Below are 26,641 nucleotides of genomic sequence, written 5' to 3'. Positions count from 1 at the left end.
AGTAAACCAAATTTTCAGTAGTAATTCTAACTCGTTCTATTTGCTACATTTATTTCATAAATTATGGATAGAGTACAACAGCGAAGAGGGGGAGTGCGACATGATTTATCGCTTACTAGCTCTTAATATAGATGGGACACTACTATACAACAATGGAAAAATTGCAAAAGGATTAAGAGAAACAATTGAATTTGTGAAAAGAAAAGATGTATACGTTACGTTATTTACGAGTCGTAATTTTCAATCCGCTCATAAAGTAGCAAAGGCGTTAAAATTAGATTCTATATTAGTGACACATGGTGGTGCTTTCGTTTCAGCAACGTTAGATAAGCCGTACGTTCAAAGAAGATTGTCTGAAGAGAAGACTTTTAACATTGTGCAAGTGTTAGAGCACTTTGATTGTAACGTACGTATTTCTCATGAACGGTTTTCGATAGGAAATCGTGAGAGAAATACACCAAACTTAATTGCGCGCACTGTATTATCAAGCGCAGATCCGTTATTTTATCCAGTTCAATTTGTAGATTCGTTAGGTGACGCGCTTCGTGACCATCCGGTAGCGGCGCCAAAAATTGATGTTCTTTTCCAAACTAAAGGTGAAAAAGAACGCGGGCTAAATACATTAAGAAAAGCGTTCCAAGATGTAGAGTATGTTGAATGTGATTCAAAACGAATAGAAATTTTACCGCAAAATGTATCAAAATTACGTGGATTACAATTGCTTGGAGAGCATTTAAATATTTCGCTAAATGAAATGGTTGCGATTGGAGATAGTATGGAAGATTTAGAGGTTATTGAAAACGTGGGACTTGGGGTAGCGATGGGGAACTCGCCTGTAGAATTAAAGCAAGCGGCCGATTGGATTACACGTTCAAATAGTGAAAACGGTGTAGAGTACATGATTAAAGAGCATTTTCGTAAGCAGTTCCCGCTTCCGTTTTTGAAGAATCATAAAAATACACCGAAACGATGAAAGAAAAACGTAGCTTTTTGGCTACGTTTTTTTGTTGAGCTTATTTTTTAAAAGTGAAAGCGTTTTAAGATGTGAATTGTGTATAAAATCCATACAATTCACTTGAATCCTTTAGAAAACTAATGTAAAGTGAATGATGTTGTCAAAATAGTTACACCACATGAAATATTCTTCAGATTAATTTTATTGGGCTCCCATACGTAAAAGTATTTCCGCATGACAGTTTAGTTCACGTATTATTTCAAAAATGAATTGTAGTAATTTTATTAAGTAGTTGTAGCGTTCCTTTGTTTTATTTAAATGGATTATTTTAAGTTAATGTGAGTAAGGTTTGGTACATATGATATGTACTTCTTTTTGTGATTTTAGGAAGTTTAAAAGGGGGAATGAATTTCTTGAGGAAATCATTTAATCAAAAAATTAAAAAATTAAGTAGTAGTTTAATAGTTGTATTACTAATATGTATGAATTTTTTAATCCATTTACCATTTAAAGCAGAGGCAGCTACAACAGAATTAAAAGGTTTAGGTGATGTATCTTATTACAACGCCATCATTTTTGGAGATCATAGTGCAACGAGTGCGGATATTGAAGGTGCGATGGCTGTTCAGAAAAATATGAACGCATCAAGTTATACAGTCGTAGCGGCTGCAACTGGAGCAAATAACTTAGCTGGAGCAACTTGGGTAGATGAAGGATATCCATCATTATTACTAGGCGGTCAATTTACAAAAGCGGGAGCAGGACAAGTAATTATTCAAGATGGAACAGTGGCGATGACAAAAGACGGTGACCCAGATGGCGCAATGAAAACGTCATATGACCGTATCTCTTATAAAGAGCAAGCGGAGATTGATGCTAAGTTTAAAGAATTTAGAAAAGACGTCGATGGTGTAATTGGGGATGCAAGTAAACTACACACTGATAAGCCAAAACCTAATATGAGCTTTGGAATCGGTGAAGATGTAAACAACCCTAATATTTATGTCTCTTCAGGCCAAACGGGAAAGAAAGCATTTGATATAAAAGACGTTTTTCTTCCGAATGTAGAGAATAAAGACTTTATTGTTATTTATTCAGATGCAGAAGAAGTGAGTTTTGGTGGCGGTGCAATTTTGTATGATACAAGAAATACTGGGATGGCGACGGATTTAATTAATACATCTCAAGCATACGACCCTAATTCATCTTTTACTGAGTTAGCTAGTAAGGTAATTTGGGTATTTCCTAATGCTACAAAGATAACAACTAAAGGTTATGGTGTAGTAGGTAGTGTGTTTGCACCTAATGCAGTTGTAGAAACAAAAGGTGGTTCTATTAATGGACAAGCCTATGTTGGAGGATTACACCAAAGAGATGGTTTTGAGGTTCATAACTTTAAATTTAACTGGCCAAAGTGGCATAAACCAGCAGCTGAAAAAGGACATTTACAAATTAAAAAAGTTGATGGAAACGATGAAAATATTGTTTTAAAAGACGCAAAATTTGATGTTATAGACAAAGATAATAACGTTGTGGCTACCGTTACAACAAACGAAAAGGGTATTGCAGAAGTTAAAGATTTACCACTTGGTGACTATTTTGTAAAAGAAATAAACGCACCAGAAGGATATATAAAAGTTGATACACCAGTCAAAGTAACAATTGATAATACAAACGTAATTGAACTTGTTATGAAGAATACGAGAAAAGTAGAGAATGGCCAATTTAAATTATTGAAAAAAGATAGTGAATCTGGTCAACTTCTGCCAGGTGCGAAATTTGATGTTATCGATAAAGATGGGAAAGTTGTGGAAACAATTGTTACAGATGATAAAGGTGAAGTCTTATCGAAACGACTTCCAGTTGGAAGCTATACATTAAAAGAAGTAGAAGCACCGAAAGGGTATGAATTATCATCTAGTTCAGTTTCTGTTGATGTAGAGGCTAATAAAGTATTGACTGTAGATGTGGTGAATAAAAAGATTCCCGAAAAAGTAACAGGTCAATTTGAAATTGTGAAAGTAGATGCGGAAGATAAAACGAAGGTATTATCAGATGCAGAATTCGAAGTGTATAAAGAGGGTAAAAAAGTAGATACGTTACGAACAGATAAAACTGGTAAAGTAGTTTCTCAGAAATTAGAACCAGGAAAGTACACATTAAAAGAAACGAAAGCACCACAAGGATATAAATTGCTAAAAGAAGAAATTGAAGTCGTTGTGGAAGCAAACAAAGTAGTAGAAGTACAAGTAGAAAACGCAAAAGAACTAGGAAGCTTACAAGTAACCAAAAAGGATGCAGAGAGTGGAAAAGTTCTAGCAGGTGCAGAATTTAAATTGAAAAATGAAGCTGGTCAAGTAGTTGGAGAAGCGAAAACAACGAATAAAGACGGTGTTGTGAAATTCGAAAACTTAGTGCCAGGAAAGTACACGTTAGAGGAAACGAAAGCGCCGGAAGGTTATAAAGCGCTAGAAGTGATAGTAGAAGTAAACGTTGTAGCGAACGAAGTAGTAAATCAAGAAGTTACGAATGAAAAAGTAACAGGTCAATTCGAAATTGTGAAAGTAGATGCGAATGATAAAACGAAATTGTTATCAGGTGCAGAATTTGAAGTGTATAAAGATGGTAAAAAGGTAGCGGAACTGAAAACAGATGAGAGTGGAAAAGTGATGTCACCGAAATTATCGCTAGGTGAATACACAGTGAAAGAAACGAAAGCACCAGCGGGTTACAAGCTTTCAAATAAAGAATGGAAAGTAACAATTCAAAACGAGAAAGAAGTAGTAAAAGTAGAAGCAGAAAACGAAAAAATCTTAGGTTCTCTACAAATTATTAAAATGGATGATAAAGATCAAACAAAACGTTTAGCAGGCGCAGAATTTACATTGAAAGATGCGAAAGGAAATGTTGTAAAAGAGGGAATTACAACAGATAAGTCTGGAACAGTTAAAGTAGACGGACTTGTGCCGGGTGAATATACGTTAGAAGAAACAAAAGCACCAGAAGGTTATGAGTTAACAAAACAAATAATTCATGTAACAGTTGACGGTGAAAAAGTTATTGATGTAAAAGTAACGAATGGTAAGAGTCTTGGACAATTCGAAATCGTAAAAGTAGATGCGGAAGATAAAACGAAAGTATTATCAGACGCAGAATTCGAAGTGTACAAAGATGGTAAAAAAGTAGATACGTTACGAACAGATAAAACAGGTAAAGTAGTTTCTCAGAAATTAGAGCCAGGAAAGTACACATTAAAAGAAACAAAAGCACCACAAGGATATAAGTTGTTAAAAGAAGAAATTGAAGTCGTTGTGGAAGCAAACAAAGTAGTAGAAGTACAAGTAGAAAACGCAAAAGAACTAGGAAGCTTACAAGTAATCAAAAAAGATGCGGAGAATGGAAAAGTTCTAGCAGGTGCTGAATTTAAATTAAAGAACGAAGCTGGTCAAGTAGTTGGAGAAGCGAAAACAACGAATAAAGATGGCGTTGTGAAATTCGAAAGCTTAGTGCCAGGAAAGTATACGTTAGAAGAAACGAAAGCGCCGGAAGGTTATAAGGCGTTAGAAGTAACAGTAGAAGTAAAGGTTGTAGCAAATGAAGTAGTAAAACAAGAAGTTATGAATGAAAAAGTGAAAGAAGAAATTACAGGTCAATTAGAAATTACAAAGGTAGATGCCAATAATACAAATAAAACATTAGCAGGCGCAGTGTTTGAAATTTGGAAAGACGGAACAAAAATCGACACATTAACAACAAATAAGAGCGGTAAAGCGACTTCTAAGAAGTTAGAACCAGGAGATTATACTTTAAAAGAAATCCAAGCGCCAGAAGGATATACTTTATCCGATAAGGAAATGAAATTTACGATTTCTAATGAAAAAATTGAAGTTGTAAAGCTTCAATTTACAAATAAAAAAGATACAGAAAAAGGTCCAGAAAAACCAGGTGAAGAAACAGGGAAACCAGGTGAAGAAACAGGGAAGCCAGGTGAAGAAACAGGGAAACCAGGTGAAGAAACAGGGAAGCCAGGTGAAGAAACAGGGAAACCAGGTGAAGAAACAGGGAAACCAGGTGAAGAAACAGGGAAGCCAGGTGAAGGAGTAGAAAAACCTAATTTCCCAGAAAAAGGACAAGGTTCTTCTAATAATCAACAACTTCCAGCTACAGGACACAATACGAATTATGTTCCATTCATCGGTTTTATGCTTCTGTTACTAGGAATACGTTTAAGATTCATGGCTAAAAATAGTTAACGGATGTATAAAAGGCATCAGAGATATATAATCTCTGATGCCTTTTAAGTGAATACAGATAAAATGAAAATATCTATATGGAATGATAAATATGTTAAGCTTCAATTACGCTAAGCATTCTGTTTATAAATGCAGCTGCGTGAGCACGTTGTGATGGTCCTTTTGGTACGAATTGATTCAATTCATTACCTTTTACAATTCCATATCCATACACTCTTTGTACTTCTTCTTTAGCGTAAATTAAGTTTTGGTCTACGAATGGTAGTTCAACTTGTTTTGCAAAAATACCAGCGTGTTTTAGAGAACGATCGATCATAATAACAGCTTCTTCGCGTGTAATTGTAGTATTTGGGTCAAATGTATTATCACCACGTCCGCGGATTATACCTGCGCTTGCTGCGCGATTAATACCGTCTCTTAAAGATGGGTGTACTTGTTCTAAGTCTGTGAAATTAGCATTTCCACTTGGTAATTGTAAAGCACGAGTAATTAGTGTAGCAAATTCAGCACGCGTTACAAGACGTTCTGGGAAGTACTGGCCGTTTCCTTCTCCTTGCATAATGCCTCTAGCTGCTAATTGACGAATGTCTTGTTCATACCATCCACCTGTAATGTCATCAGTTACTGGATTTTTTTGGTTTTCCTTATAGTATGTTTCAGTTCCTTTTAAGAAAGCATTCCATTGTCCGCGTTGAATCATAAACGCAGGGCAGTTTTTTCCTGACCAAAATTGGTGTTTTTGGACCTTATCTAGAGAAATATTTAAGTCGTTCATTAAATAAGCTGCCAATTTACGGGCATTTTCTACCGCTTTTTCATAGTTTCCATCTTCATTAACGGCAATTTCAATTCCGATAGATTCATAGTTTCCAGTTTTATTTCCAGCATGCCATCCAACTTCATTTACTGGAAGATGTTGATAAATTTCTTTATCATCTACTGTGAAATGCCAAGATGCGGCACGATCAGCTGTTCCGCGTGCTTGGTTATCTAAGAATTTTGCATGATTTAGAGCATTAGCACCTTTCGCTGTATTAGCCGTTTCGTGAATCGTAATATATTTAGGTACCATCGGGTAGCCAGGGCGAATATCGTCATTTCCTTTTGGGACAATCATTTCTTTAAATGTAACGCCATAAATAGTGTTTGTTTGTAGAGCTTCTGGAGATCTCAATAAACTATTTTTAGCAGTACGACTGTTTTTTAATAATGAAGCTTTTGTACCTTCAAATGTAGCAGAAGGTGCATAAATCCATTTTGCTGTTTCATTTATTTGGACTTTAAACCAATTTCCAGCTTGTTCAGTAGGAACTATGACTTGTGGCTCTAGTTTCCCTTCTTCTTTAAATGATTTGAACGGAAGTGCATGTATGGAAGCTTCTTCTTTTACGATTAATTTTTGGTTAGATAGTTTATGAATCTCTTGAACTTCTAAGCTATTATCATTGTTATCTATCCATCCAGCGCCAGTTGACGTCGTTATGTAGTAAGCATTTCCTTTTTTCTTTGTCGCCGTTACGACTTGTTCTGTAATCTCGATATTCGATTTGTTTTTTAAATCATTCGTGGTATATAATGAATGTTTTTTTGAAGTGTATAGTAGGAATTGGCCAGTAACCTCGATATCTTCTTCATGAGTACTATGCTCATTAACATGTTCTTTAATACTTTTAAAAACTTGATCCTCCGTATATACTTCGGCGGATTTTTCAGCACTCTCTGCAAATGAATAAGTAGGTGCAAGAACAGTTTGTAATGCAAGAGAGAGAGTTAAAACACTATAAAATTTCTTTTTCATATTTGTTTTTAACACATTAGATTGTGGAATCTAGTGTTAACAGTCCTCCTTTTATATTGTATTTTCACTATGTATCGATTTTAACACTAATAAATTTTAACAAGAGAAAATGATGATGTCTATATACATGAGCGATATTCATAAAAAGAATTATTTGAAAAAATGTAAGAGAAACAGGTAAAACCTTCTGTATTGACCTGTAAACGCCCTTCAAGTAAACTAAAGAGAGTTTGCAAATGAAAAGGTGATAATGTTGTTAATTTCAATTAAAACGTTACAAGATGATCGTTTTTTACGTCCGCTACAAAATATTGGCGGCTTATTTTTTGAAGAGAGTACGATTGGATTTGAACAAGAGGAAGCAAATCTGATCGTTGATATACACATTGAGGATAATGTGAAAGCATCCGCTCAATTAACGGATGTTAGCACAGGAAATGTGTATGAAGAAACATTCTCGAAAGATTTATCTGCTTTCACAGATGAAAAAGAGCGTATGAAGCAAGTGAAACACGTTGTTTCTTATGTATATCTTTCTGTTCTTCAGCAGTTAACTGGTATTGAACAAAGCTGGGGTATTTTAACGGGAGTACGTCCGACGAAACTTCTTCACAAAATGCTTCAAAATGGTATGTCAAAAGAAGAAGCGCATCAAGAACTTCGTGAAAGTTATTTAATTCATGAAGAGAAAATTGAACTTCTTCAGCGCATTGTTGATTGCCAATTAGCAGTTGTTCCGGATTTATACCGTTTGAAAGAAGAAGTAAGTATTTATATCGGTATTCCGTTCTGCCCAACGAAATGTGCATACTGTACATTCCCGGCTTATGCAATTAATGGACGCCAAGGATCTGTTGATTCGTTCTTAGGTGGTTTACATTATGAAGTTCGTGAAATTGGTAAGTTTTTAAAAGAAAAAGGTGTAAAAGTTACGACGATTTATTACGGCGGCGGTACACCTACAAGTATTACAGCAGAAGAGATGGATATGCTGTATGAAGAAATGTATGAAGCGTTCCCAGATGTGAAAAATGTGCGTGAAGTAACAGTTGAGGCAGGTCGCCCAGATACAATTACGCCAGCAAAGCTAGAAGTGTTAAATAAATGGAATATTGACCGTATTAGTATTAATCCGCAGTCATACCATCAAGAGACACTAAAAGCAATTGGACGTCATCATACTGTAGAAGAAACAATTGAGAAATACCATTTAGCTCGTGAAATGGGAATGAACAATATTAATATGGACTTAATTATTGGTCTTCCTGGTGAAGGGTTAGATATCTTCAAGCATACATTAGATGAAACAGAAAAGTTAATGCCAGAATCATTAACAGTTCATACGTTATCATTCAAACGTGCTTCTGAAATGACGCAAAACAAACGTAAATATAAAGTAGCAGGTCGCGAAGAAATTACAGCGATGATGCACGAAGCAGAAGAGTGGACGCAAAAGCATAATTACGTACCATATTACCTATATCGTCAAAAGAATATTTTAGGTAACTTAGAGAACGTTGGTTATGCAATGCCGACGCAAGAAAGTATTTACAACATTGTCATTATGGAAGAAGTACAATCAATTATCGGACTTGGTTGTGGTGCATCAAGTAAATTTGTTCATCCGAAGACGGGAGCAATTACGCACTTTGCAAATCCGAAAGATCCAAAATCATATAACGATGGCTTTGTGAAATATACAGAAGATAAACTGAAAATTTTAGAAGAGCTATTTGTATAAGAAGAAAGAGGTTGTTCCGAGTCGGAATAACCTCTTTTTTATCCTGCAGTAACAGACGGTCCGATTATATCTTGTCAGTTTTTGTCGGTAAGTCGATATATTCGAAAAATCGCTGATATAAATTGAGTTGTGGTTGATATATTTTGAAAATCGCTGATATATTTCAAGTTACGGTCGATATATCTGGAAAATCGCCGATATAATTTCATTTACCGTCTAGCGGTACCGTATGTAAAACTATGTCGATAATAATCAGAAAAATTAGTCAAATCATTAAAGGACAATGTCTACTTATGGACGAAATGATAGATTTATGAAAGAGAAAAGGGGGAAATTGTTGGCATGTATATGACGATAGGGAGAATTTTTGATTTATCAGTTGGTAAGTATCCAAATAAAGAGGCGTTAGTGGAACCTGAAAAAAATATTCGCTGGACGTATAAACAGTGGGATGAACAAATAAATAAAACAGCGCAAGCTCTATTAGAAGAAGGGGTAAGAAAGGGAGATACTGTATCTGTTTACTTATATAATTGTCGTGAATTTGTAAACGTTTACTTAGCCTGTGCGAAAATTGGAGCGATCTTTAACCCGATTAATTTCCGCTTAAAAGCAAAAGAAGTATCTTATATTCTCCAGGACGCATCCTCGAAAGTCGTTGTCTTTGAAAAAGCAGTTGAGTCAACTGTTGCTATAATTGAAAGAGATTTTCCAAATACATCTTTTTGGTCTATAGAAAACGATAAACCTTCCTATGCAAGTTCCTACCAAGAAAAAGTGAATGCAGCATCTTCTGAGAAAGTAAATATCGAAATTGATGAAATGGATTATTGTTCAATGCTTTATACGAGCGGTACGACAGGTCATCCGAAAGGCGTGTTACATCGTCACCGTGAAATGGCTGAGCATAGTATGATTTGTACGTATTTCCTTAAATATAATAGAGATAGTGTTGGGCTTGTCGTTGCACCTTTATATCACTGTGGTGAATTAAATGCCGGAATCATACCACGCATTCAAGTTGGCGGAAAGAATGTTATTTTGCATCATTTTGATACAGAAACAGTATTACATACGATTCAAGAAGAAAAGATTACGACGTTCTTTGCAGCGCCGACAATGTGGAATATGTTGTTGCAAAAAGATTTAGCTCAGTATGATTTAACGTCAATGAAAATCGGTATATATGGCGGAGCAGCAATGGCACCGGCGTTAGTGAAGGAATGTAAAGAACGTCTTTATATTGACCTTGTTCAAATATACGGAATGACAGAAATGGGACCAGTTGTTGCGTTTCTCGTAGAGGAGGATCAAATTACGAAAGCTGGTTCAGCAGGTACGCCATGCTTTAGCCATGAAGTTCGTATTGTGAAACCGAACGAGGATGCACCTGCAGAACCAGATGATGTATTACCTCCTTATGAAGTGGGAGAAATTATTTTGCGCGGTCCAACTATGATGGCTGGCTATCATAATCGTGAAGAAGCAAATAAAAAATCGATGTATAAAGGATGGTATCATTCTGGTGATCTAGGCTATTTTGATAAAGACGGTTATTTATTCGTTGCTGATCGCGTTGATGATATGGTAATTAGTGGTGGCGTAAATATTTATCCTCGTGAAATTGAAGATTTCCTTCATAGTCATCCAGGTATATTAGATGTGGCGGTACTTGGTGAGCCAGATGAATTATGGGGAGAGCGTGTTGTGGCAGTTATTGTGAAGAAAGATGAAACAATAACTGAAGCTGATTTAGAAACGTATTGCAAAGAAAGTGATGAATTAGCAGATTATAAACGTCCGCGTCATTATTTATTTGTAGAGGAACTCCCTCGTAATGCGAGCGGGAAGTTGCAGAAGTTTGTACTGAGGGAGTCGTTGAAAGGTGCGAAAAAATAGAAAATGAAGGATGCCCCATATCTATGGGGTATCCTTCATTTTTCTGTATTAAACAGAAGAAACAATATCTTTGTTAATTCTCATTTCTTTTTGGTGAAGGTTAATTAGCGCATTTGAAATAAGGTGGAAAAACAAAGTGGACAATAATGTCCAAAAAGAAAAGACACCTTAAGGTGCCTCTCTCCGACTTGAACCATTTCATTTCATACGAATCGGAATCTATCCGTATTACCATTACCCCTTTGTTATAAGTGTAAACACACACTATAAAGCAGAATCGTCTATATACACTAGATTGTTAGTTCACAAAAGACAAGAGATTTGAGACCAATATCGAAGTGACGCCACATCCCCTATAATAATTGATATGTTACGCCTTTTAAAAGAATCTGCTTTATAGAACGTGCCCACAAGTTATATTTTACTACATGTAATATTCATTTAGTGTATTTTTTGATGAATATGTATAATTACATAAACTGTATGAAAAAAAGAGAGTATACTTTAACATTGTGTAATAAAGATAAAGCCCGCCTACGAATAGGGGGCTTTTCTTACTTTTTATAAATATTTATTCCAATTATATTATCAGATGAGTCTAAACGAATATAAACGTCAGCTGATAAAAGGTGTGCATTATATATTCGTTGTTTATATGTTGATATTTCGAAGCGTTTTCCATTTAATTCACATTCTAGAATAATCATATCGCCATGTTCTTTCCAATTTATTAATTTAGCAGTTTTATTCATATAAACCTCCTCTAAATCATTTTATGAAAATTAGTAGAGATAGTGTGAGAAAGGAGTTTATATAACAAAAAAAGACACCTTAAGTGTCTTCTTTGATTGCCATAAAAGTCGTTGAATGAAATAGTTTTCGCAACATTGCTTAATAGTTATGTTGCGAAAACCACTTTCTATTTTTATTTGCGTGAAAAGCCTTCTTCATCAAGGTATTCCGCAGCTTCTGGATAAGAGTTGAATGTACCGTCTAAGTTTACACCAGCGTACACGTTCCACATGTCATCCTCTGAAATAAGAGTAAGAATATGACCATCTTCGTTCTGCCATTCTTCTTCTTTCGCAGGTTCTACAGGTGCTACTATTTCTTCTTGTGATAGAAGGTCAATTGATTTCTCAATTACTGAACGTAACTCCTCTGCTGAAAACTCACGGATGTTAACCATGCCTTTATCATCTGTTTTATAACCTTTAATACCGCTTGCATATACAAATCCATTTCCATTTGGGTGTAAATGAAATACAACGTTCTTTTTATCTAAACGACTTTCTTCAAAGTGGAAGTTTACACGTTTTAATGATACGTTCTTTCTTTCTAGTTCTGGGAAAGATTCAATAATCGATAATTTTTCTTCAAAAGTTAGCATAGTGCCTCCAAGTATATAGTAAAAGATTTAATTTGTTCATTATAGCATAGTTGCAATTGTTTCCAAAGATAAGGGGGAAACTTTTCATTGAATACGTTTACGTCACGAGAATGTAAAAAGTGAGCTAACGAATGTATCTTTTTAGGTGTACAATGGAACATGGACTTTATACAAAGGTGGTTTTTTTATGTTTCAAAAAATAGCAAAGGAATGTTTAGCAGGATTTACTGTTGCGATTGTTGCGTTACCACTTGCGATTGCATTTGGTATTGCCGCGACAGGAACGTCTGAGGGAGCGCTTGTTGGATTGTATGGTGCGATTTTTGCAGGTTTATTCGCAGCGTTATTTGGCGGGACACCTGGGCAAGTAACAGGGCCAACTGGACCAATTACCGTTATTGCAACAGGAGTTATTGCGACGCACGGGTTAGAGGCAAGTTTTATTGCCTTTATGATGGCAGGGTTATTTCAAATTTTATTCGGTGTATGTAAGCTCGGTTCTTACGTTCGATATATTCCGTATCCTGTCGTTTCGGGATTTATGAATGGTATTGCATTAATCATTATTTTAGGCGAAATAAAGCACGTACAAAATAGTTTTTTACTTGTTGTGTTAACGATTATTGTAATGATTGTTTCTGGTAAATGGATTAAGGCGATTCCGTCTAGTTTAGTAGCACTAGTCGGTGTGACAGCTTTGCTTCCTTTATTTTCTTCCTTACTCGAAGGACTTACAGTAAAGTTACCGATTATCGGAAATCTTTCACTAAATAAAGTAATTGAAAAGATTGGAACCATTCCAGAAGCGATGCCTACGCTTCATATTCCATCTTTAAGTGGAACAGGAATAGCAGCACTTATTTTGCCAGCGCTTAGTATTGCTTTATTAGGATCGATTGACTCGTTGTTAACATCGGTCGTAATGGATAATGTGACAGGTACACGTCATAAAAGTAATAAAGAACTGGTCGGACAAGGTATCGGTAATATGATGAGCGGATTGTTTGGCGGATTAGCAGGTGCAGGTGCGACTGTAAGGTCTATCGTGAATATAAGAAGTGGCGGTAAAACGGCACTTTCGGCATGTATGCATAGTGTTATCTTATTTATTTTTATTATGGGTCTTGGTTCGGTCGTACAATATATTCCACTTGCTGTATTATCAGGTATTTTAATTTTAACTGGTATTGGAATGTTCGATTGGGGAAGCATGAAAAAGATGCATGTCGCTCCTAAAGGTGATGTCGTTGTTATGCTCGTAACGATGATTGTAACGGTGAAGTTCGATTTAATGATTGCTGTTGCATTCGGTATTATTCTTTCGTTCATCATATATATGGTGAAATGTAAAGAACGTAAAACTTCTATCGTAAAAGAAAAAGAAGAAACGTACACAATTCAAGGACCGCTCTCTTTCCTATCAGTAGATCGTATTTTCTCTACTTTACAAGATGTGAAGTCACCGGTTATTTTACGTATGAAAGATGTGCGTTATATGGATGTATCAGGAGCTATGGCCTTATTAAATTTTGTTGAGCAATCAAATAAAGTAGGAGCAAGTGTAAAGCTTGAGCAAGTACATCCGAGTATTGAAAAAACAATCGCAGTAATGGCAAGCGATGAACAGAAAGAGCAATTGAAAATCTTAAGTGTTTAGATGGTAATTAGAATATCTCACAATCTTACATAAATTATAATGTAGAGTTGTGGGATATTTTTATAATGTTTTTAGTAATATGTATCGCAGTGATAGGGAGGAAGGGCTCTTTTTGCGTAACAGAAACGGTTATAGTGTGTACATACATAATGGAAGGAATTAGAAAAAATATTGTGAAGAGACAGGCTTAAATGGGTTCTCTTTTCTATTTTGAAAAAAAAACCAAGTATTCAACCTATAATAAATTTGTTATGATAACCAATGGGATAAAGTGAATTCCTATCGTTTAAAACAATATGTTTGAGAGTATATGTATAAAAGAAAAGAGAAAAAATATGAATAAAACATTTGTAAAAGGAGCAGCAATTTTAACCATTACAACTTTTTTGTCGAAATTGCTGGGTAGTTTTTTTCAAATTCCATTACAAAATATTGCAGGAGATGAAGTGCTCGGTATTTTCCGCCTTGTTTTTCCTGTATATATGATTGCTCTTACATTATCGGTAGCCGGAGTTCCACTTGCAATTTCGAAACTAATTGCAGAGTTGAACGAAAAAAATAAGCAAAAGGAAATTGCGAAATTATTTAAATCAGCGTCAATTATTGGGATAGCATTTGGCGTTTTCGGCTGTTTAGTCATTGTATTATTTTCTATTGAAATTGCAAATATGCTTGGTGGACAAGAAACTAGAATGCCGTTGCTTATTACTTCATTAGCATTACTCATTGCGCCATACATGGCGGTGTATAGAGGGTATTTTCAAGGTTTCGGTGATATGAAACCAACAGGGGTATCACAGGTCATTGAGCAATTTGTACGTGTGTTTTTTATGTTAATAATTGCTTACATACTAGTATCATGGGATAAGAGTAATACTGTTATTACTAGTGGTGCGATGGTTGGCTCTTTTCTTGGAGTCATTAGTTCGCTTATATATTTGCGTATAAAATATAATAGAAGTCCATACTACAATAAAAGCAATTCCTATTCGCTCCGAGATTTAAGAGAAAACGGCAAAGAGATATTGCGGGTATCGATCCCAATCGCTATTGGAGCTTTATCAATGCCACTTTTAAATTTAGTAGACTCGCTTACAATACCGCATGTATTACAAGGATCATCAACAGAAATTCAAGAACAATTTGGAATATACAGTCGCGGTTTTGCATTCACGCAAATAATTGTTATTTTTGCAAGCGCAATTGTATTTCCGTTAATACCACTCTTAACTTCCGCATTGGCCAAAAGAGATATAAATTTGGCGAAAATAACAATTCAAAATACAAATCGACTAGCGCATGTTTTGACAGCACCGTTAACAATATGGTTGATGGCATTAACAGTACCGTTAAATGTCGGATTGTTCACAGATGTAAAAGGCAGTAGTATGTTAACAGTTATGATTGGCAGTTCGTATTTTACTGCGGTTATGGTATTATCAATAGGTGTTTTACAGGGCATTAACCGTTCTGCACAAGCTGCATGGATTGTTATTGGTGCGAGTTGTGTGAAAGTCGTGTTAAACATAATGTTCGTGCAGAAGTTTGGCATAGATGGAGCGGCGTATAGTACATTCATTACTTACGTATTGATTTGTATTGTAAATCATTTGTATATTCGAAGCTATATTGCCTATTCTATTCATTTAAAAAGCTTTTTTGGTGTGCTAGCAATAGCATGTATTTTGGGACTAGGATTGTATGAACTATGTAATGTGATAAATATTACATCTTCAAGAATTATGACGTTATTATTCAGTGGTATAGCATTAAGTATTACAACCATTTTGTATGGTGTATGTGCTTTGAAATTAAAATGGATATCAATAAACAAAATACCATTTTTAAAAAGATAAATATAGAAATTTAATTTTTTATTATAATTCATATGAACTGATAAAGAGGAAACTATGTAGGGTATCAAGTGTTTAGGTAAGGAATGGGTACTAGTTTATGTTAGATGAAATAAACGGTTACCTAGTTTTGGAGGAGATTTAGGGTGCGTTTAGTCTTATCAGGATATTATGGTTTTTATAATGTTGGAGACGAGGCGATTCTACAATCAATTATTGAATCGTTAAGTAAAGAGAACCCGGATATAGAACTAGTAGTACTATCAAATGATTCTAAATATACAAAGGAAATGTATGGTGTAGAATCGGTAGATCGCTGGGATATAAAAGCTGTTTATCATGCAATCAAAAACAGTGATGGAGTTATTAGCGGTGGCGGGAGCCTTCTTCAAGATCAGACAAGTACGAAGAGTATTCTATATTATACGGGTATTATGGGACTCGCTCGATTATTAAAAAAGCCGTATTATATTTATTCACAAGGAATAGGTCCAATTACAAAAGGATATAATCGTCTATTAGTAAAATGGAACTTGTCAAAAGCTTCCTATGTATCAGTTCGAGATGAGGATTCGTTTTTATATTTAAAAGAACTTGGCATAAAAAACGATATTGAAATTGTTCCAGACCCTGTTTTAACATGGAAACGGACAAAACAATCGGATTGGTTGCAAAAGCATTCGATACATGGAAAAGTAATTGCGGTTAGTGTGCGTTATTGGAATGCAAAAGAAGATTATATAAAAAAATTAGCTGCGGCATTAAAAAAATTAAAGCAAGAAGGATACCAAATTCTATTTGTTCCAATGCATGAGCCATTTGATCAAAAAGCTTCGCGTGAAGTAGTAGACTTAATGGGAGAAGAGACGTATATGCTTCCATATAAAATGGATATCGACGAGAAAATATTCATTTTATCACAATGTTCATTACTAATTGGTATGCGTCTTCATGCACTAGTTTTTTCTGCTGTAGCCAAAACTCCAATGGTCGGGATTTCATACGATCCGAAAATTGATTCGTTTTTAAGTCAAGTGAATCAGCCAGTTATAGGAAGTGTGGATGGCGAATGGAGTGCTGAATATTTATATGAAATTGCGAAAAGGCAATTAATGCAACAAGGAACTGTGCAGCAAGAGTTACAATTGACAATAGATGAGCTTCGGTTGCAAGGCAAACAGGCAACAAAGAAACTCATTGATTATATGGAAAAAGGCACTTTATTAAAAAAGTAAAGTGTCTTTTAATTTGTTTTGAATGTAATGAAAATTCTAATTACAAAAACGTTTTATTTTAATTCCTATTTATCATGCTAAAATGATTGCGATTATTATATAATCAAATTTGTGATAATAAATTCGTAGATTACGAGGAGGATAACCGTGAAGACTTTTTCAAAAGGTATAACAGCAGTGGCATTAACGGGATCATTACTTTTAACTCCTATTTCAAGTTATGCGGCAAATGATGATATTACAGGACATATGTTTGAGACGCATATGCGCTCACTTATTACTAAAGGAGTTTTAATGGGGTATGGAGACAATGTATATGCGCCTGATAAATTAGTAACAAGAGCAGAGTTTGCTACATTCATAGCAAGGGCTTTAAATTTACCGAAAGCTGATTCGAATTTCGAGGATGTGCCGAAGACTTACGGTTTATATGATGGTGTAAGTAGAACATATGGAGCGAAAATTATTAATGGTCGTACGAACGAGACGTTCTCACCAAATGATGTGATTACACGTGAAGAAATGTCGATCATGGTAAAGCGAGCGTTAGACTATAAAAATATTAAAGTAGCTGTAAGTCCGCTTACCTTTACTGATAAAGATAGTATTAACTATAAAGAGCATGTGCAAGTTATGGTGGCTACTCAAATTATTAAAGGGTATCCAGAAGATAATACATTTAGACCACATTTATCAGCTACAAGAGGAATGGCTTCAGCTATGTTGGATCGCATGCTTCAGACGATTGAAAAAAACGGAAATACCAATCCTGTAGAAACTAAGAAATATGTTGTGACAAATGTAAGAGAAAACGGAACAGAGCAAGAAGTAGAGCGCTATAATACGTATAAAGAAGCGGTTACGGCTGCTCAAAATAAAGGTATGAATGCGGTAAAATATGAGAACGAATTTTTATGGATTAAAGATGGTTTTGCAAGTGCGAAAAGAATAACTGGGCAAAACATCATTAATATTTATGATGAGAATTTAGCAACAGTATATACGTATATTCAGTATGGAACAGAATTGAAAGTGTTAGAAGTTGGCGAAGATCGTGTGAAAGTTCAACTTTCTGGTTTGACAGGTTATGTGAAGAAGAATGAAATCACTTTAATTCCTACAAATGAAATGAAACAGTCGTCTTATTATGTGAAATCAGATGGATATTTATACCATAAATATTATACATATAATACAAGTTCACCTGGATATACAGAATTTAGATATGGTGTGGCACCTTCTTTCATGAAGCAAGGACAGCAAATGTATAGTGTAGATGGAAAGACATTCGGAGACGAAACTTTCTATCAATATTTCAATTATTTATCATTACGTTCGAAAACAGATTATACAGCTGAACAACTAGATAGTTATGTGAAATCGATTAAGCCAGACTCTCCATTAATTGGTTTAGGAAAGAAATTTAAAGAAGTAGAAAGCAAGTATAATGTAAATGCATTATTCTTATATTCATTAGCAATTCATGAAAGTTATTATGGAACAAGCGCTCTTGCAAAAGACAAAAATAATTTATTTGGTTTAAAAGCAACAGACGATAGCCCATATGGTAACGGGGAAGCATTTAATTCAAAAGAAGATTGTATTGAACATGCAGCAAAATTATACATGAATGAAGGATATTTAAATCCAGGACATTGGCGTTATACAGCAACATATACAGGTGATAAAGCTGCTGGTTTAAATGCGAAATATGCATCTGATGCGAACTGGGGTAAAAAAGTAGCGGGGCATATGAACCGTTTTGATTCTTATTTAGGTAAAAAAGAGTACAACAAGTACAAACTTGCACGTGTGATGAATAACGTGGAAGTGAAAAAGAATCCTAGTATATCAAATGAGCGACTGTATCGTTTAAATACAAATGTAGTTGTTACAGTTACTGGTGAAGAAATAATAAATGGAAAAGCGTGGGTTAAAGTTATTTCAGATAATCCTACTGTAACAGAAGCGTATATTGCAAAAGAAAGCTTAGAGTACGTAAAACATTAATTAAATAAAAAAGAAGGTGCTACTAATATTTCGTAGCACCTTCTTTTTTATTCAATTTCAAAATCAACAATGATATAAGCGAGTATAACAACGAAGAAAATGCTAACGGCTGGCGCTGTTAATACGTGGCCAGACATAAAGCCAATGCCAAGTGATAGAATGAGTGTGCTCGCTAATAGCATATACTTTACGCTCATGATTTTCTTAAAGTTTGTGATCATGCGGATGAATAATGTAATACCAAAGTATAGAAGTGGTATTAAGTAAATAAGGAAACCGATAATTCCAAATGCGAAAAATAGGTCATGGAAGTCCATTTCAATTAATTTAATTTTATCTGTGTAGTTACCAGCGTAACCCATTCCGAATAGTTTTTGTGAAAGCGGTGCGTCTTTATAGTACTGTTTGTATGTTTTTAAGAATTTGTCGCGATCGCTGTAAATTAAACTTTTTACTTCAGAATCTGTAAGTTCACCTTTTGCATGTTTTTTTGCATCTTCTGGATCTGCTTTAATTACTTTTCCTTCTTTTCGATCTTTCTCTTCTTGTACTGATTTTTTGTATTCGTATATTTGCATGTGAATGCCCATATTTTTTGCGATAGGAGTATGCGGTGTAAGAGCAATTAAACCTCCTAGTATAACTGCGACAACAACGGTATTTACAATATGTGTGAATCCTTTTCCTTCTTTTTTACGATTTATCATATATTCAATGAATGAGAAGAAAAGTGCTACGCCTAATGTAATAACAATTGCGCCATATCCGACTTTCGTTCCGACCATAATACTTGCATACATCTCAAGTATTGTTGGAATCCAGTAATATATTTTCGAGAAAGAAGTTGTTTTATGAATCGAATATAAGACAATGATTGGGAACATAATGGCGAAAAGAGAACTTAAATCATTTCCAGCGAAGAACCAACCTCTTGAACCGATTTTTGAGTGAGGATAGCTTGGGAAATCCGTTCCAGTTTGCATTGCGACAATCATTGTAATGCTTAAAATTAAAGTTGCATATAAGAAATATGTAATGATTTTATGGAATACATACTCTTTATTTTTTAGCTCTTTAAAGGCGATAATATATCCAAACAGTAGCACAATTGGATATACGCTCTTTAAGATGAATTTAACTTCTTCTCCAAATGAAACTGGAGATTTAACCATCATATTATTTACAAGACCGATTGCGAGTGCGATTCCAAGTAAACATAAATAGAGGATGTACTTTTTCGCATCTTGTTGTTTGTGATGAAGAAGTAGGTATCCTAATGCAAGAAGCATAAAGGCGAAACGGACTACAACTCCAACTGTTGCGCTCATGTGTAGTATATAGATTGAAAAAGATGTTAATAAATCTAAAATTGGTTGAAACACAATGAATAGCAATAGGAAATGTGGGAAGTAGTTATCCGTTTGTTTCAACTTATTAACCATATGTTCCTCCAGTTCTTCATTCCTTTATTACAACACCCAAAAGATGGGTATAAAGCCTTTTTTACATAGTAAGGCGAATGAATTTCAATATTTGTTTTTTTATCAAACTTAAGAATACACCATTTCATTGTAATGGTAAATAGATGAAAAGCATGGATAAACCGACTTTAATTTCTATATTTTTCAACGGAATTGTATGTTTTATACGGTATATGTACAAATTGCGAGATTATTAGACAGAAAATTGAGAAAAAAAGAAGGATTTTTCAGTGGTTTTCTATAATTATATAAGTATAATCTTTATGGAGAAAAGAGGGGTATATATAATGGAAATAACAAGTAAAACAGAATCTGTCGTTGTGAAATATGAAGGCCACGTTGCAACGGTTATGGTCAATCGCCCAGAGGTGTTAAATGCGTTGGATGAGCCGACCTTAAAAGAGTTATTACAAAAGTTGAAAGAAGTAGCGGAAAGTTCTGCGCATATCGTTGTGTTATGCGGGAACGGCCGTGGTTTTTCTGCGGGTGGGGATATTAAATCGATGCTTTCAAGTAATGATGAAAGTAAGTTTGATGGCATTATGAATACCATTTCTGAAGTTGTCGTGACATTATATACGATGCCAAAGCTTGTTATTAGTGCAATTCATGGACCAACTGCAGGTCTTGGATTAAGTATTGCGTTAACAGCTGATTATGTAATGGCGGATATATCATCTGTTATTGCAATGAACTTTATTGGAATCGCTTTAATTCCAGATGGAGGCGGTCATTTCTTCCTTCAAAAGCGTGTCGGTGAAAATATGACGAAGCAAATTATTTGGGAAGGTAAGAAATTATCAGCGACAGAAGCGCTTGATATCGGCTTAATTGATGAAGTAATCAGCGAAGATTTCCAAACGGCTGTGAAGCAGAAGATTAATGAATGGTCACAAAAACCGATTAAAGCAATGATTCAAACGAAGCAAATTTTATGTGAAGTAAATCGCTCTAATTTAGAGCAAACATTGCAATTAGAAAAGCGTGGTCAATATGCAATGAGACAAACAGCGGATCATAAAGAAGGAATTGCTGCGTTTTTAGAGAAACGTTTACCAGCATTTAAAGGGGAATAAAGTGAAGTGAGGATTTTGTCCATTCCTCACTGATTATTAGCTCGTTAATTCGGGATAAAGGGGAGAAAGTGCTAACACATTTTAGTATAATTGTGTTAGCACTTTTTTTAAGGAGTAATACATGAAGAAAATGATCGATGTTATCACTATTATTTTGCTTACATATTCTGCTTTGCATAGTACACCATCTTTGGCAGTTCGGACTGCGTTGTTTTTTGAGGGATATCCAAGTGTTGCATTTTCTGACGGGGTGACGAAAGAAAAAGATGTGAAAAAAGAAGCGATTCCAGATGAGTATCAAACTCTATATGGTAAGGACGAAGACTTAGAGCACTATTTCTTTCCACATGTAAGAGCACATGGATCAGGAATTGATATGTTAAGTGCGTGAAGAAAAAATGGTTTTTCTATAAAGCAGAGCTCGGATGTTATTAAATATAGGAGGATGAATGATGTCAGCATATAACAAGTTAGTAAGAGATCGTGTTCCAGAGAAGATTTTAATGTCTGGAAAAACGTATACAGCACAAAAATTAACAGGACAAGCCTACATACAAGCTTTAGCGAAAATTGGAACGGAAGAAATTCGTGAATTTGCTTCTATGAAAGAACGCGAACATGCACTAGATTCTCTTGCAGATGCGCTAGAGGTTATCATTTCATTAGCACGTGCAGAAGGTGCATCGATTGAAGATGTGGAACGCCTTCGTAAGCAAAAAGAGATAGAGCGCGGTGGATTTGAAAGAGGGATTTATTTATTAGACGTTTCAGAAGAATAGTTTTATAGGAAAAGCATAGCGTTAATGAGTAACGCTATGCTTTTTTGTTGCAATGAAGCTAATAATGAAGAAGATAGCTGTTAATATCCAGCCGATTGTAATAGAAGTAGTAGTATGAATGGCATAAGAGATTTGTAAACAAAATAATGATGCTAAAAACCAAATGAGTGCAATGTGTATATATTTTTTTGATATATTCATATTTCAGGACTCCTTTTGTATACTAAAAAGAATTTTACTACAATTTAGAAAATTAAGCTATATAAGTAGAGGTTTTCTGGCGAATTTTGTATACTGAATAGTAGAGAAAATGAGGAGGAAACGACAATGGCACATCATACGAAAGAAACGATGGAACTGATTAAGGAGCTTGTCTCTATTCCGAGTCCATCTGGAAATACAGCAAAAATTATTAATTTCATTGAAAACTATGTCAGTGAGTGGAACGTAGAAACGAAACGTAATAATAAGGGAGCTCTTATTTTAACGGTAAAAGGGAAGAATGATGCGCAGCACCGCTTATTAACGGCACACGTTGATACGTTAGGTGCGATGGTGAAAGAAATTAAGCCTGATGGTCGCCTGAGTCTTTCTATGATTGGTGGATTTCGCTGGAACTCTGTAGAAGGGGAATATTGCGAAATTGAAACATCAAGTGGCAAGACGTATACAGGAACGATTTTAATGCATCAAACATCTGTACATGTATATAAAGATGCAGGTGAAGCAAAACGCGATGAGAAAAATATTGAAGTTCGTATTGATGAGCGCGTATTTTCAGCTGATGAAGTACGCGAATTAGGAATTGAAGTAGGAGACTTCGTTTCATTTGATCCGCGCGTTCAAATTACAGAGAGTGGATACATAAAATCACGTCATTTAGATGACAAAGTAAGTGTTGCGATTTTATTAAAATTAATTAAAAGATTACAAGATGAAAACGTAACATTACCATATACGACGCATTTCTTAATTTCTAATAATGAAGAGATTGGATACGGTGGTAATTCTAACATTCCGGAAGAAACTGTTGAATACTTAGCAGTTGATATGGGAGCGTTAGGTGATGGACAAACATCTGATGAATATACAGTATCTATTTGTGCAAAAGACTCTAGCGGCCCGTATCATTACGCACTGCGTAAACATTTAGTAGAGCTTGCGAAAACGAATCATATTGAATATAAAGTAGATATTTATCCATACTACGGATCTGATGCATCAGCTGCGATTCGCGCGGGATTTGATGTGAAACATGCGTTAATTGGAGCGGGTATTGATTCTTCTCACGCATTTGAACGTACACATGAAAGTTCTATTGCGCATACAGAAGCATTAGTGTATGCATATGTAATGTCTAATTTAATTGAAGAATAATTTCATAGATAATAGAGAGCTGATTAAAGATATTATTTTTAATCAGCTTTTTATTTGGCAAAGCGATTAGGAGACATGTTCTAATCGCTTTTTTATCCCGCTATGTGCCGAGTAGTAAGACCCCTACCTCAAAATTCAGCGAAAGCAAAAAGTTAGATGGGGACCGGGCTGCCTGTAAAAGCCCGATTGGTGAGGGCTAATTAAAGTTTTTTATATACATTCATTATAAGTTATATATATGCGATTTTTGTTATACGACCGGAAACGTATTTACTATAGATATATAATGTTATACACTATGAAAGGAATTAATTAATAGTTAATATTTTTTAGTTAGCTTGATTAAAAAAATTGTATGAATATGAAGTTTTGAGAGGAGATTTATTTTTCATGAAGTACAAAGCAATAGCCGCAGGTTTATTAGCAGCAAATTTACTAGCACATCCAATTAGTAGTTTAGCAGAAACGAAGAAATTTCCTGATGTTTCAGATAGTGCGTGGTCGAAAGACGCAATTTATTATTTAGTAGAGAGAAATGTAATTAACGGTATGCCAGATGGTAACTTTATGCCATACGGAAATTTAACACGTGCCCAGGCAGCAAAGATTATCGCAACAGCAATTGGTGCTAAAGTAGATCCAAATGCAAAGCCGTCTTATAATGATGCAAAAAATAGTTGGGCAGCTTCATTTATTGCAGCCATGGAAAAAGAGAATATTATTAAAGGGCGAGAACCAGGAGTATTTGATCCTGAAGGAAAAGTAACTCGTGCTGAAATGGCAGCTATGCTTGTAAGAGCATATAATCTGAAAAGCAAAGTAACAGGACCAGTTCCTACAAAATTCGCTGATTTAGAGAATCATTGGGGTAAAGAAGAAGTTAATATTTTAGTAGAATTAAAACTTTCTTTAGGTACAGAGAATGGCTGGAAACCGAATGATTCTATTACGCGTGAACAAGCAGCTCAGCTTACTGCGCAAACAGATAAATTTAGCAAGAATAGTGATCGTCCAGTAGAAACAAAGAAAATGTACATAGATAGAAAATTCATTACATATCACGCACCATCATTAAGTTCTGGGATTAGTGCAAATCAGCATAATCCACAAATGGTTGAAATTAAAGAAGAACGAGATGGATGGATCAAAATTGCAACAAGTAACGGTGATAAATGGACACCTTTAGTAGAGAAAACAGAAGTTATTAATGAAGGGTTCACTACTTATGCAGAAGCTTCTTCTTCGTCAAAAGTAATGGGAACACATAACGCACAGCAAGTAACTGTTATTGAAGAGAACGGCAGCTGGATTCGTATCCGCATGGGCGCTGGTTTCCAATGGGTTAATAAAAATCAATTAAATCCAGTGAAGCAAGGTAATTTCTTAGAAGGCAAAGCGATTATCATTGATCCAGGTCATGGTGGAGTTGATCCAGGTCATTCTGGTGTGAAAATGGATGAAAGTGCTATTGTATTAGATACATCTTTACGTGTACAAAAACTATTTGAACAAAAGACACCATTTACTGTCTTATTAACACGTAATGATGATACGCGTCCGGGAAATACCCCTGGTGAATCTTTGAAAAAACGTGTAGAATTTGCACAAGAAAATAAAGGTGATATTTTCGTAAGTATTCATGCAAACGGGTTTAATGAACAAGTAGAAGGAACAGAAACGTTCTACTACAGATCAGCAACAAATCCAAACTCAGAAGAAAGCCGTGTACTAGCAGAAAAAGTACAAAAACGTTTAGTACAAGCAATTCAATCAAATGATAGAGGTGTAAAGACAGAAAACTTCTATGTAGTGAAATACAATACAATGCCTGCTATTTTAGCTGAACTAGGTTTTATCGATGCTAAAGGTGAAGGTGAAAAACTAGCTACTGAAGAATGGAGACAACGTGCAGCGGAAGCAATTTATCAAGGCATTTTAGATTACTATGAAGAAATGGGTAACAACGTGTCTTCTTTCCGTTAATAAATAATAAGAGATTGCCATTTGGCAGTCTCTTTTATTTATTAACGTTTCTCTTTATTTCCGGCATATGATATCATTTAATTTTATATACAAAAGTATTTGAGTAATTGTAATTAGAACAACTTTAAACGATAGAGGATGATAATAGATTGAATAATCATAGTAAAACACCTGCCTGTATATATACGTATGCATTTCGTGAGGAGGAGCGTGCTTTATGTTACTTGGAAATGCGCTCGTTCTTTGGAATGGAGTCCCACGTTAATATTTTAAAAAGTGATGTCAAAATTGACCCGAGTAGAAGTGCGTTTATGAAAGAGCGAATTGAAGTTATGTATGAAGGGGACGACTTAGAAAGCATTTTAAAACAAGTGGAACAAATTGATTTGGCGGGAGCGACATTTAAAGTTATCTTCGTTAAAATCAATGACCTCGTTGGGGAGAATAAAATTGAATACGGAGAAAGACGTCTTATTGAACGAGACCTTGGCATGCATATTGAAGGAGAAGCGGATGTTCGTAATCCAGAGCGTGTATTCGGGATTGTTCCTCTTGGAGGACGCTGGTACTTCGGGCACTATGTAGAAAGCGAACCAGTTTGGTATCATCACATAAAAAAACCGCATAGCTATTCGACATCACTTAGCACACGTGTTGCGAGATCAGTTGCAAATATCGCTGTACCAAATCCAGAGGGAGTACGAGCAATTGATCCGTGCTGCGGTATTGGAACAGTAGTAGTAGAAGCACTTTCTATGGGGATTAATATCGTTGGTAGAGATATTAATCCACTTGTAGTTCTTGGAACGAGAAAAAACATCGCACATTTCGGATTTGAAGGAACAGTAACAAAAGGACCAATTGAAGAAATTACTGAGAACTACGACGTTGCCATTATCGATATGCCGTACGACTTATTTACGCATGCCACACCAGAAGACCAGCTCTCCATTCTTTCAAGTGCGCGCCGCATCGCGAAAAAAGTAGTCGTTGTCACGATGGAAACAATGGATGACATGATCCATGAAGCAGGATTTGAAATTACAGATCGCTGTATTACAAGAAAAGGATCATTTACTAGACAAATTCTTGTTTGTGAATAAGAAAGGAAGGTCACCCGTTTGGGTGACCTTTTTAGTGTAGTTTAATGTGTG

At 35.2% G+C, this 26,641-nt stretch carries 18 protein-coding genes and 1 pseudogene; 14 read left to right on the top strand and 5 right to left on the bottom strand.

Annotated features, from left to right (window positions below; all coding sequences use genetic code 11):
* Window positions 1–100 precede the first annotated feature (100 nt).
* Both ACTFO4_RS17105 and ACTFO4_RS17100 read left to right on the top strand, forming a co-directional pair.
* Complete coding sequence (locus ACTFO4_RS17105) at window positions 101–973, top strand: Cof-type HAD-IIB family hydrolase (protein ID WP_000640431.1); 873 nt, start codon at window positions 101–103, stop codon at window positions 971–973.
* 395 nt (window positions 974–1,368) lie between these two features.
* Window positions 1,369–5,208, top strand: coding sequence for an MSCRAMM family protein (locus ACTFO4_RS17100; protein ID WP_243820892.1), 3,840 nt, complete (start codon window positions 1,369–1,371; stop codon window positions 5,206–5,208).
* 94 nt (window positions 5,209–5,302) lie between these two features.
* On the opposite strand, the gene ACTFO4_RS17095 is transcribed toward ACTFO4_RS17100, so the two are convergent.
* Entirely contained in the window at window positions 5,303–7,006 is a 1,704-nt protein-coding gene (locus ACTFO4_RS17095) for an S-layer homology domain-containing protein (protein ID WP_061456878.1), read from the bottom strand.
* A gap of 250 nt (window positions 7,007–7,256) precedes the next feature.
* Here ACTFO4_RS17095 and ACTFO4_RS17090 point away from each other — a divergent pair, with 250 nt between their 5' ends.
* Both ACTFO4_RS17090 and ACTFO4_RS17085 read left to right on the top strand, forming a co-directional pair.
* Window positions 7,257–8,747: a coproporphyrinogen III oxidase gene (locus tag ACTFO4_RS17090; RefSeq protein WP_061456836.1), complete on the top strand. Its 1,491-nt coding sequence runs from the start codon at window positions 7,257–7,259 to the stop codon at window positions 8,745–8,747.
* 342 nt (window positions 8,748–9,089) lie between these two features.
* Complete coding sequence (locus tag ACTFO4_RS17085) at window positions 9,090–10,646, top strand: fatty acid--CoA ligase (RefSeq protein ID WP_061456837.1); 1,557 nt, start codon at window positions 9,090–9,092, stop codon at window positions 10,644–10,646.
* Between the two features lie 554 nt (window positions 10,647–11,200).
* On the opposite strand, the gene ACTFO4_RS17080 is transcribed toward ACTFO4_RS17085, so the two are convergent.
* Window positions 11,201–11,398: a hypothetical protein gene (locus tag ACTFO4_RS17080; RefSeq protein ID WP_440013968.1), complete on the bottom strand. Its 198-nt coding sequence runs from the start codon at window positions 11,396–11,398 to the stop codon at window positions 11,201–11,203.
* 173 nt (window positions 11,399–11,571) lie between these two features.
* The gene (locus tag ACTFO4_RS17075; protein ID WP_017674486.1) at window positions 11,572–12,036 is read right to left on the bottom strand and encodes a hypothetical protein; all 465 of its coding nucleotides are present in this window, start codon (window positions 12,034–12,036) and stop codon (window positions 11,572–11,574) included.
* A 187-nt stretch (window positions 12,037–12,223) separates the two neighbouring features.
* On the opposite strand from ACTFO4_RS17075, the gene ACTFO4_RS17070 reads away from it, so the two are divergent.
* The 4 genes from ACTFO4_RS17070 (at window position 12,224) to ACTFO4_RS17055 (ending at window position 18,791) form a co-directional block, all read left to right on the top strand.
* Window positions 12,224–13,693, top strand: a complete 1,470-nt coding sequence (locus ACTFO4_RS17070) for a SulP family inorganic anion transporter (RefSeq protein WP_000486653.1) — start codon at window positions 12,224–12,226, stop codon at window positions 13,691–13,693.
* A gap of 335 nt (window positions 13,694–14,028) precedes the next feature.
* On the top strand, window positions 14,029–15,549 hold the full coding sequence (locus tag ACTFO4_RS17065) for a putative polysaccharide biosynthesis protein (RefSeq protein WP_061456838.1): 1,521 nt from the start codon (window positions 14,029–14,031) through the stop codon (window positions 15,547–15,549).
* Between the two features lie 143 nt (window positions 15,550–15,692).
* Window positions 15,693–16,781, top strand: coding sequence for a polysaccharide pyruvyl transferase CsaB (gene csaB, locus ACTFO4_RS17060; RefSeq protein ID WP_061456839.1), 1,089 nt, complete (start codon window positions 15,693–15,695; stop codon window positions 16,779–16,781).
* A 147-nt stretch (window positions 16,782–16,928) separates the two neighbouring features.
* Complete coding sequence (locus tag ACTFO4_RS17055; RefSeq protein WP_440013970.1) at window positions 16,929–18,791, top strand: S-layer homology domain-containing protein; 1,863 nt, start codon at window positions 16,929–16,931, stop codon at window positions 18,789–18,791.
* A 47-nt stretch (window positions 18,792–18,838) separates the two neighbouring features.
* Here the strand turns inward: ACTFO4_RS17055 and ACTFO4_RS17050 are convergent, their stop codons facing one another.
* The gene (locus tag ACTFO4_RS17050) at window positions 18,839–20,233 is read right to left on the bottom strand and encodes an O-antigen ligase family protein (RefSeq protein WP_440013972.1); all 1,395 of its coding nucleotides are present in this window, start codon (window positions 20,231–20,233) and stop codon (window positions 18,839–18,841) included.
* Between the two features lie 302 nt (window positions 20,234–20,535).
* Between ACTFO4_RS17050 and ACTFO4_RS17045 the strand changes: the two genes are divergently transcribed.
* The 3 genes and pseudogenes from ACTFO4_RS17045 to ACTFO4_RS17035 all read left to right on the top strand — a co-directional run bounded on the left by ACTFO4_RS17045 (window position 20,536) and on the right by ACTFO4_RS17035 (window position 22,127).
* A complete protein-coding gene (locus tag ACTFO4_RS17045; protein ID WP_128809345.1) occupies window positions 20,536–21,348 on the top strand; it encodes an enoyl-CoA hydratase in 813 nt (270 codons plus the stop codon).
* Window positions 21,349–21,469: 121 nt separating this feature from the next.
* Window positions 21,470–21,783, top strand: a pseudogene (locus ACTFO4_RS17040) (hypothetical protein).
* 17 nt (window positions 21,784–21,800) lie between these two features.
* Complete coding sequence (locus tag ACTFO4_RS17035) at window positions 21,801–22,127, top strand: nucleoside triphosphate pyrophosphohydrolase (protein ID WP_001277350.1); 327 nt, start codon at window positions 21,801–21,803, stop codon at window positions 22,125–22,127.
* 21 nt (window positions 22,128–22,148) lie between these two features.
* Here ACTFO4_RS17035 and ACTFO4_RS17030 read toward each other — a convergent pair whose 3' ends face one another.
* Window positions 22,149–22,328: a hypothetical protein gene (locus ACTFO4_RS17030; RefSeq protein ID WP_001027083.1), complete on the bottom strand. Its 180-nt coding sequence runs from the start codon at window positions 22,326–22,328 to the stop codon at window positions 22,149–22,151.
* Window positions 22,329–22,454: 126 nt separating this feature from the next.
* On the opposite strand from ACTFO4_RS17030, the gene ACTFO4_RS17025 reads away from it, so the two are divergent.
* From ACTFO4_RS17025 to ACTFO4_RS17015, 3 genes are all read left to right on the top strand, one after another.
* The gene (locus ACTFO4_RS17025; protein ID WP_000930086.1) at window positions 22,455–23,504 is read left to right on the top strand and encodes a M42 family metallopeptidase; all 1,050 of its coding nucleotides are present in this window, start codon (window positions 22,455–22,457) and stop codon (window positions 23,502–23,504) included.
* A 390-nt stretch (window positions 23,505–23,894) separates the two neighbouring features.
* A complete protein-coding gene (locus ACTFO4_RS17020; protein WP_440013975.1) occupies window positions 23,895–25,487 on the top strand; it encodes an N-acetylmuramoyl-L-alanine amidase in 1,593 nt (530 codons plus the stop codon).
* Between the two features lie 149 nt (window positions 25,488–25,636).
* Window positions 25,637–26,590 (top strand): TRM11 family SAM-dependent methyltransferase, encoded by a 954-nt coding sequence (locus ACTFO4_RS17015; RefSeq protein WP_001059319.1) that lies wholly within the window; start codon window positions 25,637–25,639, stop codon window positions 26,588–26,590.
* The last annotated feature ends 51 nt before the right edge of the window (window positions 26,591–26,641 follow it).

This window comes from Bacillus cereus group sp. MYBKT14-1, assembly GCF_051915185.1.
Classification (GTDB): domain Bacteria; phylum Bacillota; class Bacilli; order Bacillales; family Bacillaceae_G; genus Bacillus_A; species Bacillus_A cereus.
This window is presented reverse-complemented; position numbering and strand designations above follow the sequence as displayed.

Coding starts and splice junctions, on each gene's coding strand:
- ACTFO4_RS17105 (WP_000640431.1), top strand. CDS start 101: ATGATTTATCGCTTACTAGCTCTTAATATAGATGGGACACTACTATAC.
- ACTFO4_RS17095 (WP_061456878.1), bottom strand. CDS start 7,006: ATGAAAAAGAAATTTTATAGTGTTTTAACTCTCTCTCTTGCATTACAA.
- ACTFO4_RS17090 (WP_061456836.1), top strand. CDS start 7,257: ATGTTGTTAATTTCAATTAAAACGTTACAAGATGATCGTTTTTTACGT.
- ACTFO4_RS17085 (WP_061456837.1), top strand. CDS start 9,090: ATGTATATGACGATAGGGAGAATTTTTGATTTATCAGTTGGTAAGTAT.
- ACTFO4_RS17080 (WP_440013968.1), bottom strand. CDS start 11,398: ATGAATAAAACTGCTAAATTAATAAATTGGAAAGAACATGGCGATATG.
- ACTFO4_RS17075 (WP_017674486.1), bottom strand. CDS start 12,036: ATGCTAACTTTTGAAGAAAAATTATCGATTATTGAATCTTTCCCAGAA.
- ACTFO4_RS17070 (WP_000486653.1), top strand. CDS start 12,224: ATGTTTCAAAAAATAGCAAAGGAATGTTTAGCAGGATTTACTGTTGCG.
- ACTFO4_RS17065 (WP_061456838.1), top strand. CDS start 14,029: ATGAATAAAACATTTGTAAAAGGAGCAGCAATTTTAACCATTACAACT.
- ACTFO4_RS17050 (WP_440013972.1), bottom strand. CDS start 20,233: ATGGTTAATAAGTTGAAACAAACGGATAACTACTTCCCACATTTCCTA.
- ACTFO4_RS17045 (WP_128809345.1), top strand. CDS start 20,536: ATGGAGAAAAGAGGGGTATATATAATGGAAATAACAAGTAAAACAGAA.
- ACTFO4_RS17035 (WP_001277350.1), top strand. CDS start 21,801: ATGTCAGCATATAACAAGTTAGTAAGAGATCGTGTTCCAGAGAAGATT.
- ACTFO4_RS17030 (WP_001027083.1), bottom strand. CDS start 22,328: ATGAATATATCAAAAAAATATATACACATTGCACTCATTTGGTTTTTA.
- ACTFO4_RS17025 (WP_000930086.1), top strand. CDS start 22,455: ATGGCACATCATACGAAAGAAACGATGGAACTGATTAAGGAGCTTGTC.
- ACTFO4_RS17020 (WP_440013975.1), top strand. CDS start 23,895: ATGAAGTACAAAGCAATAGCCGCAGGTTTATTAGCAGCAAATTTACTA.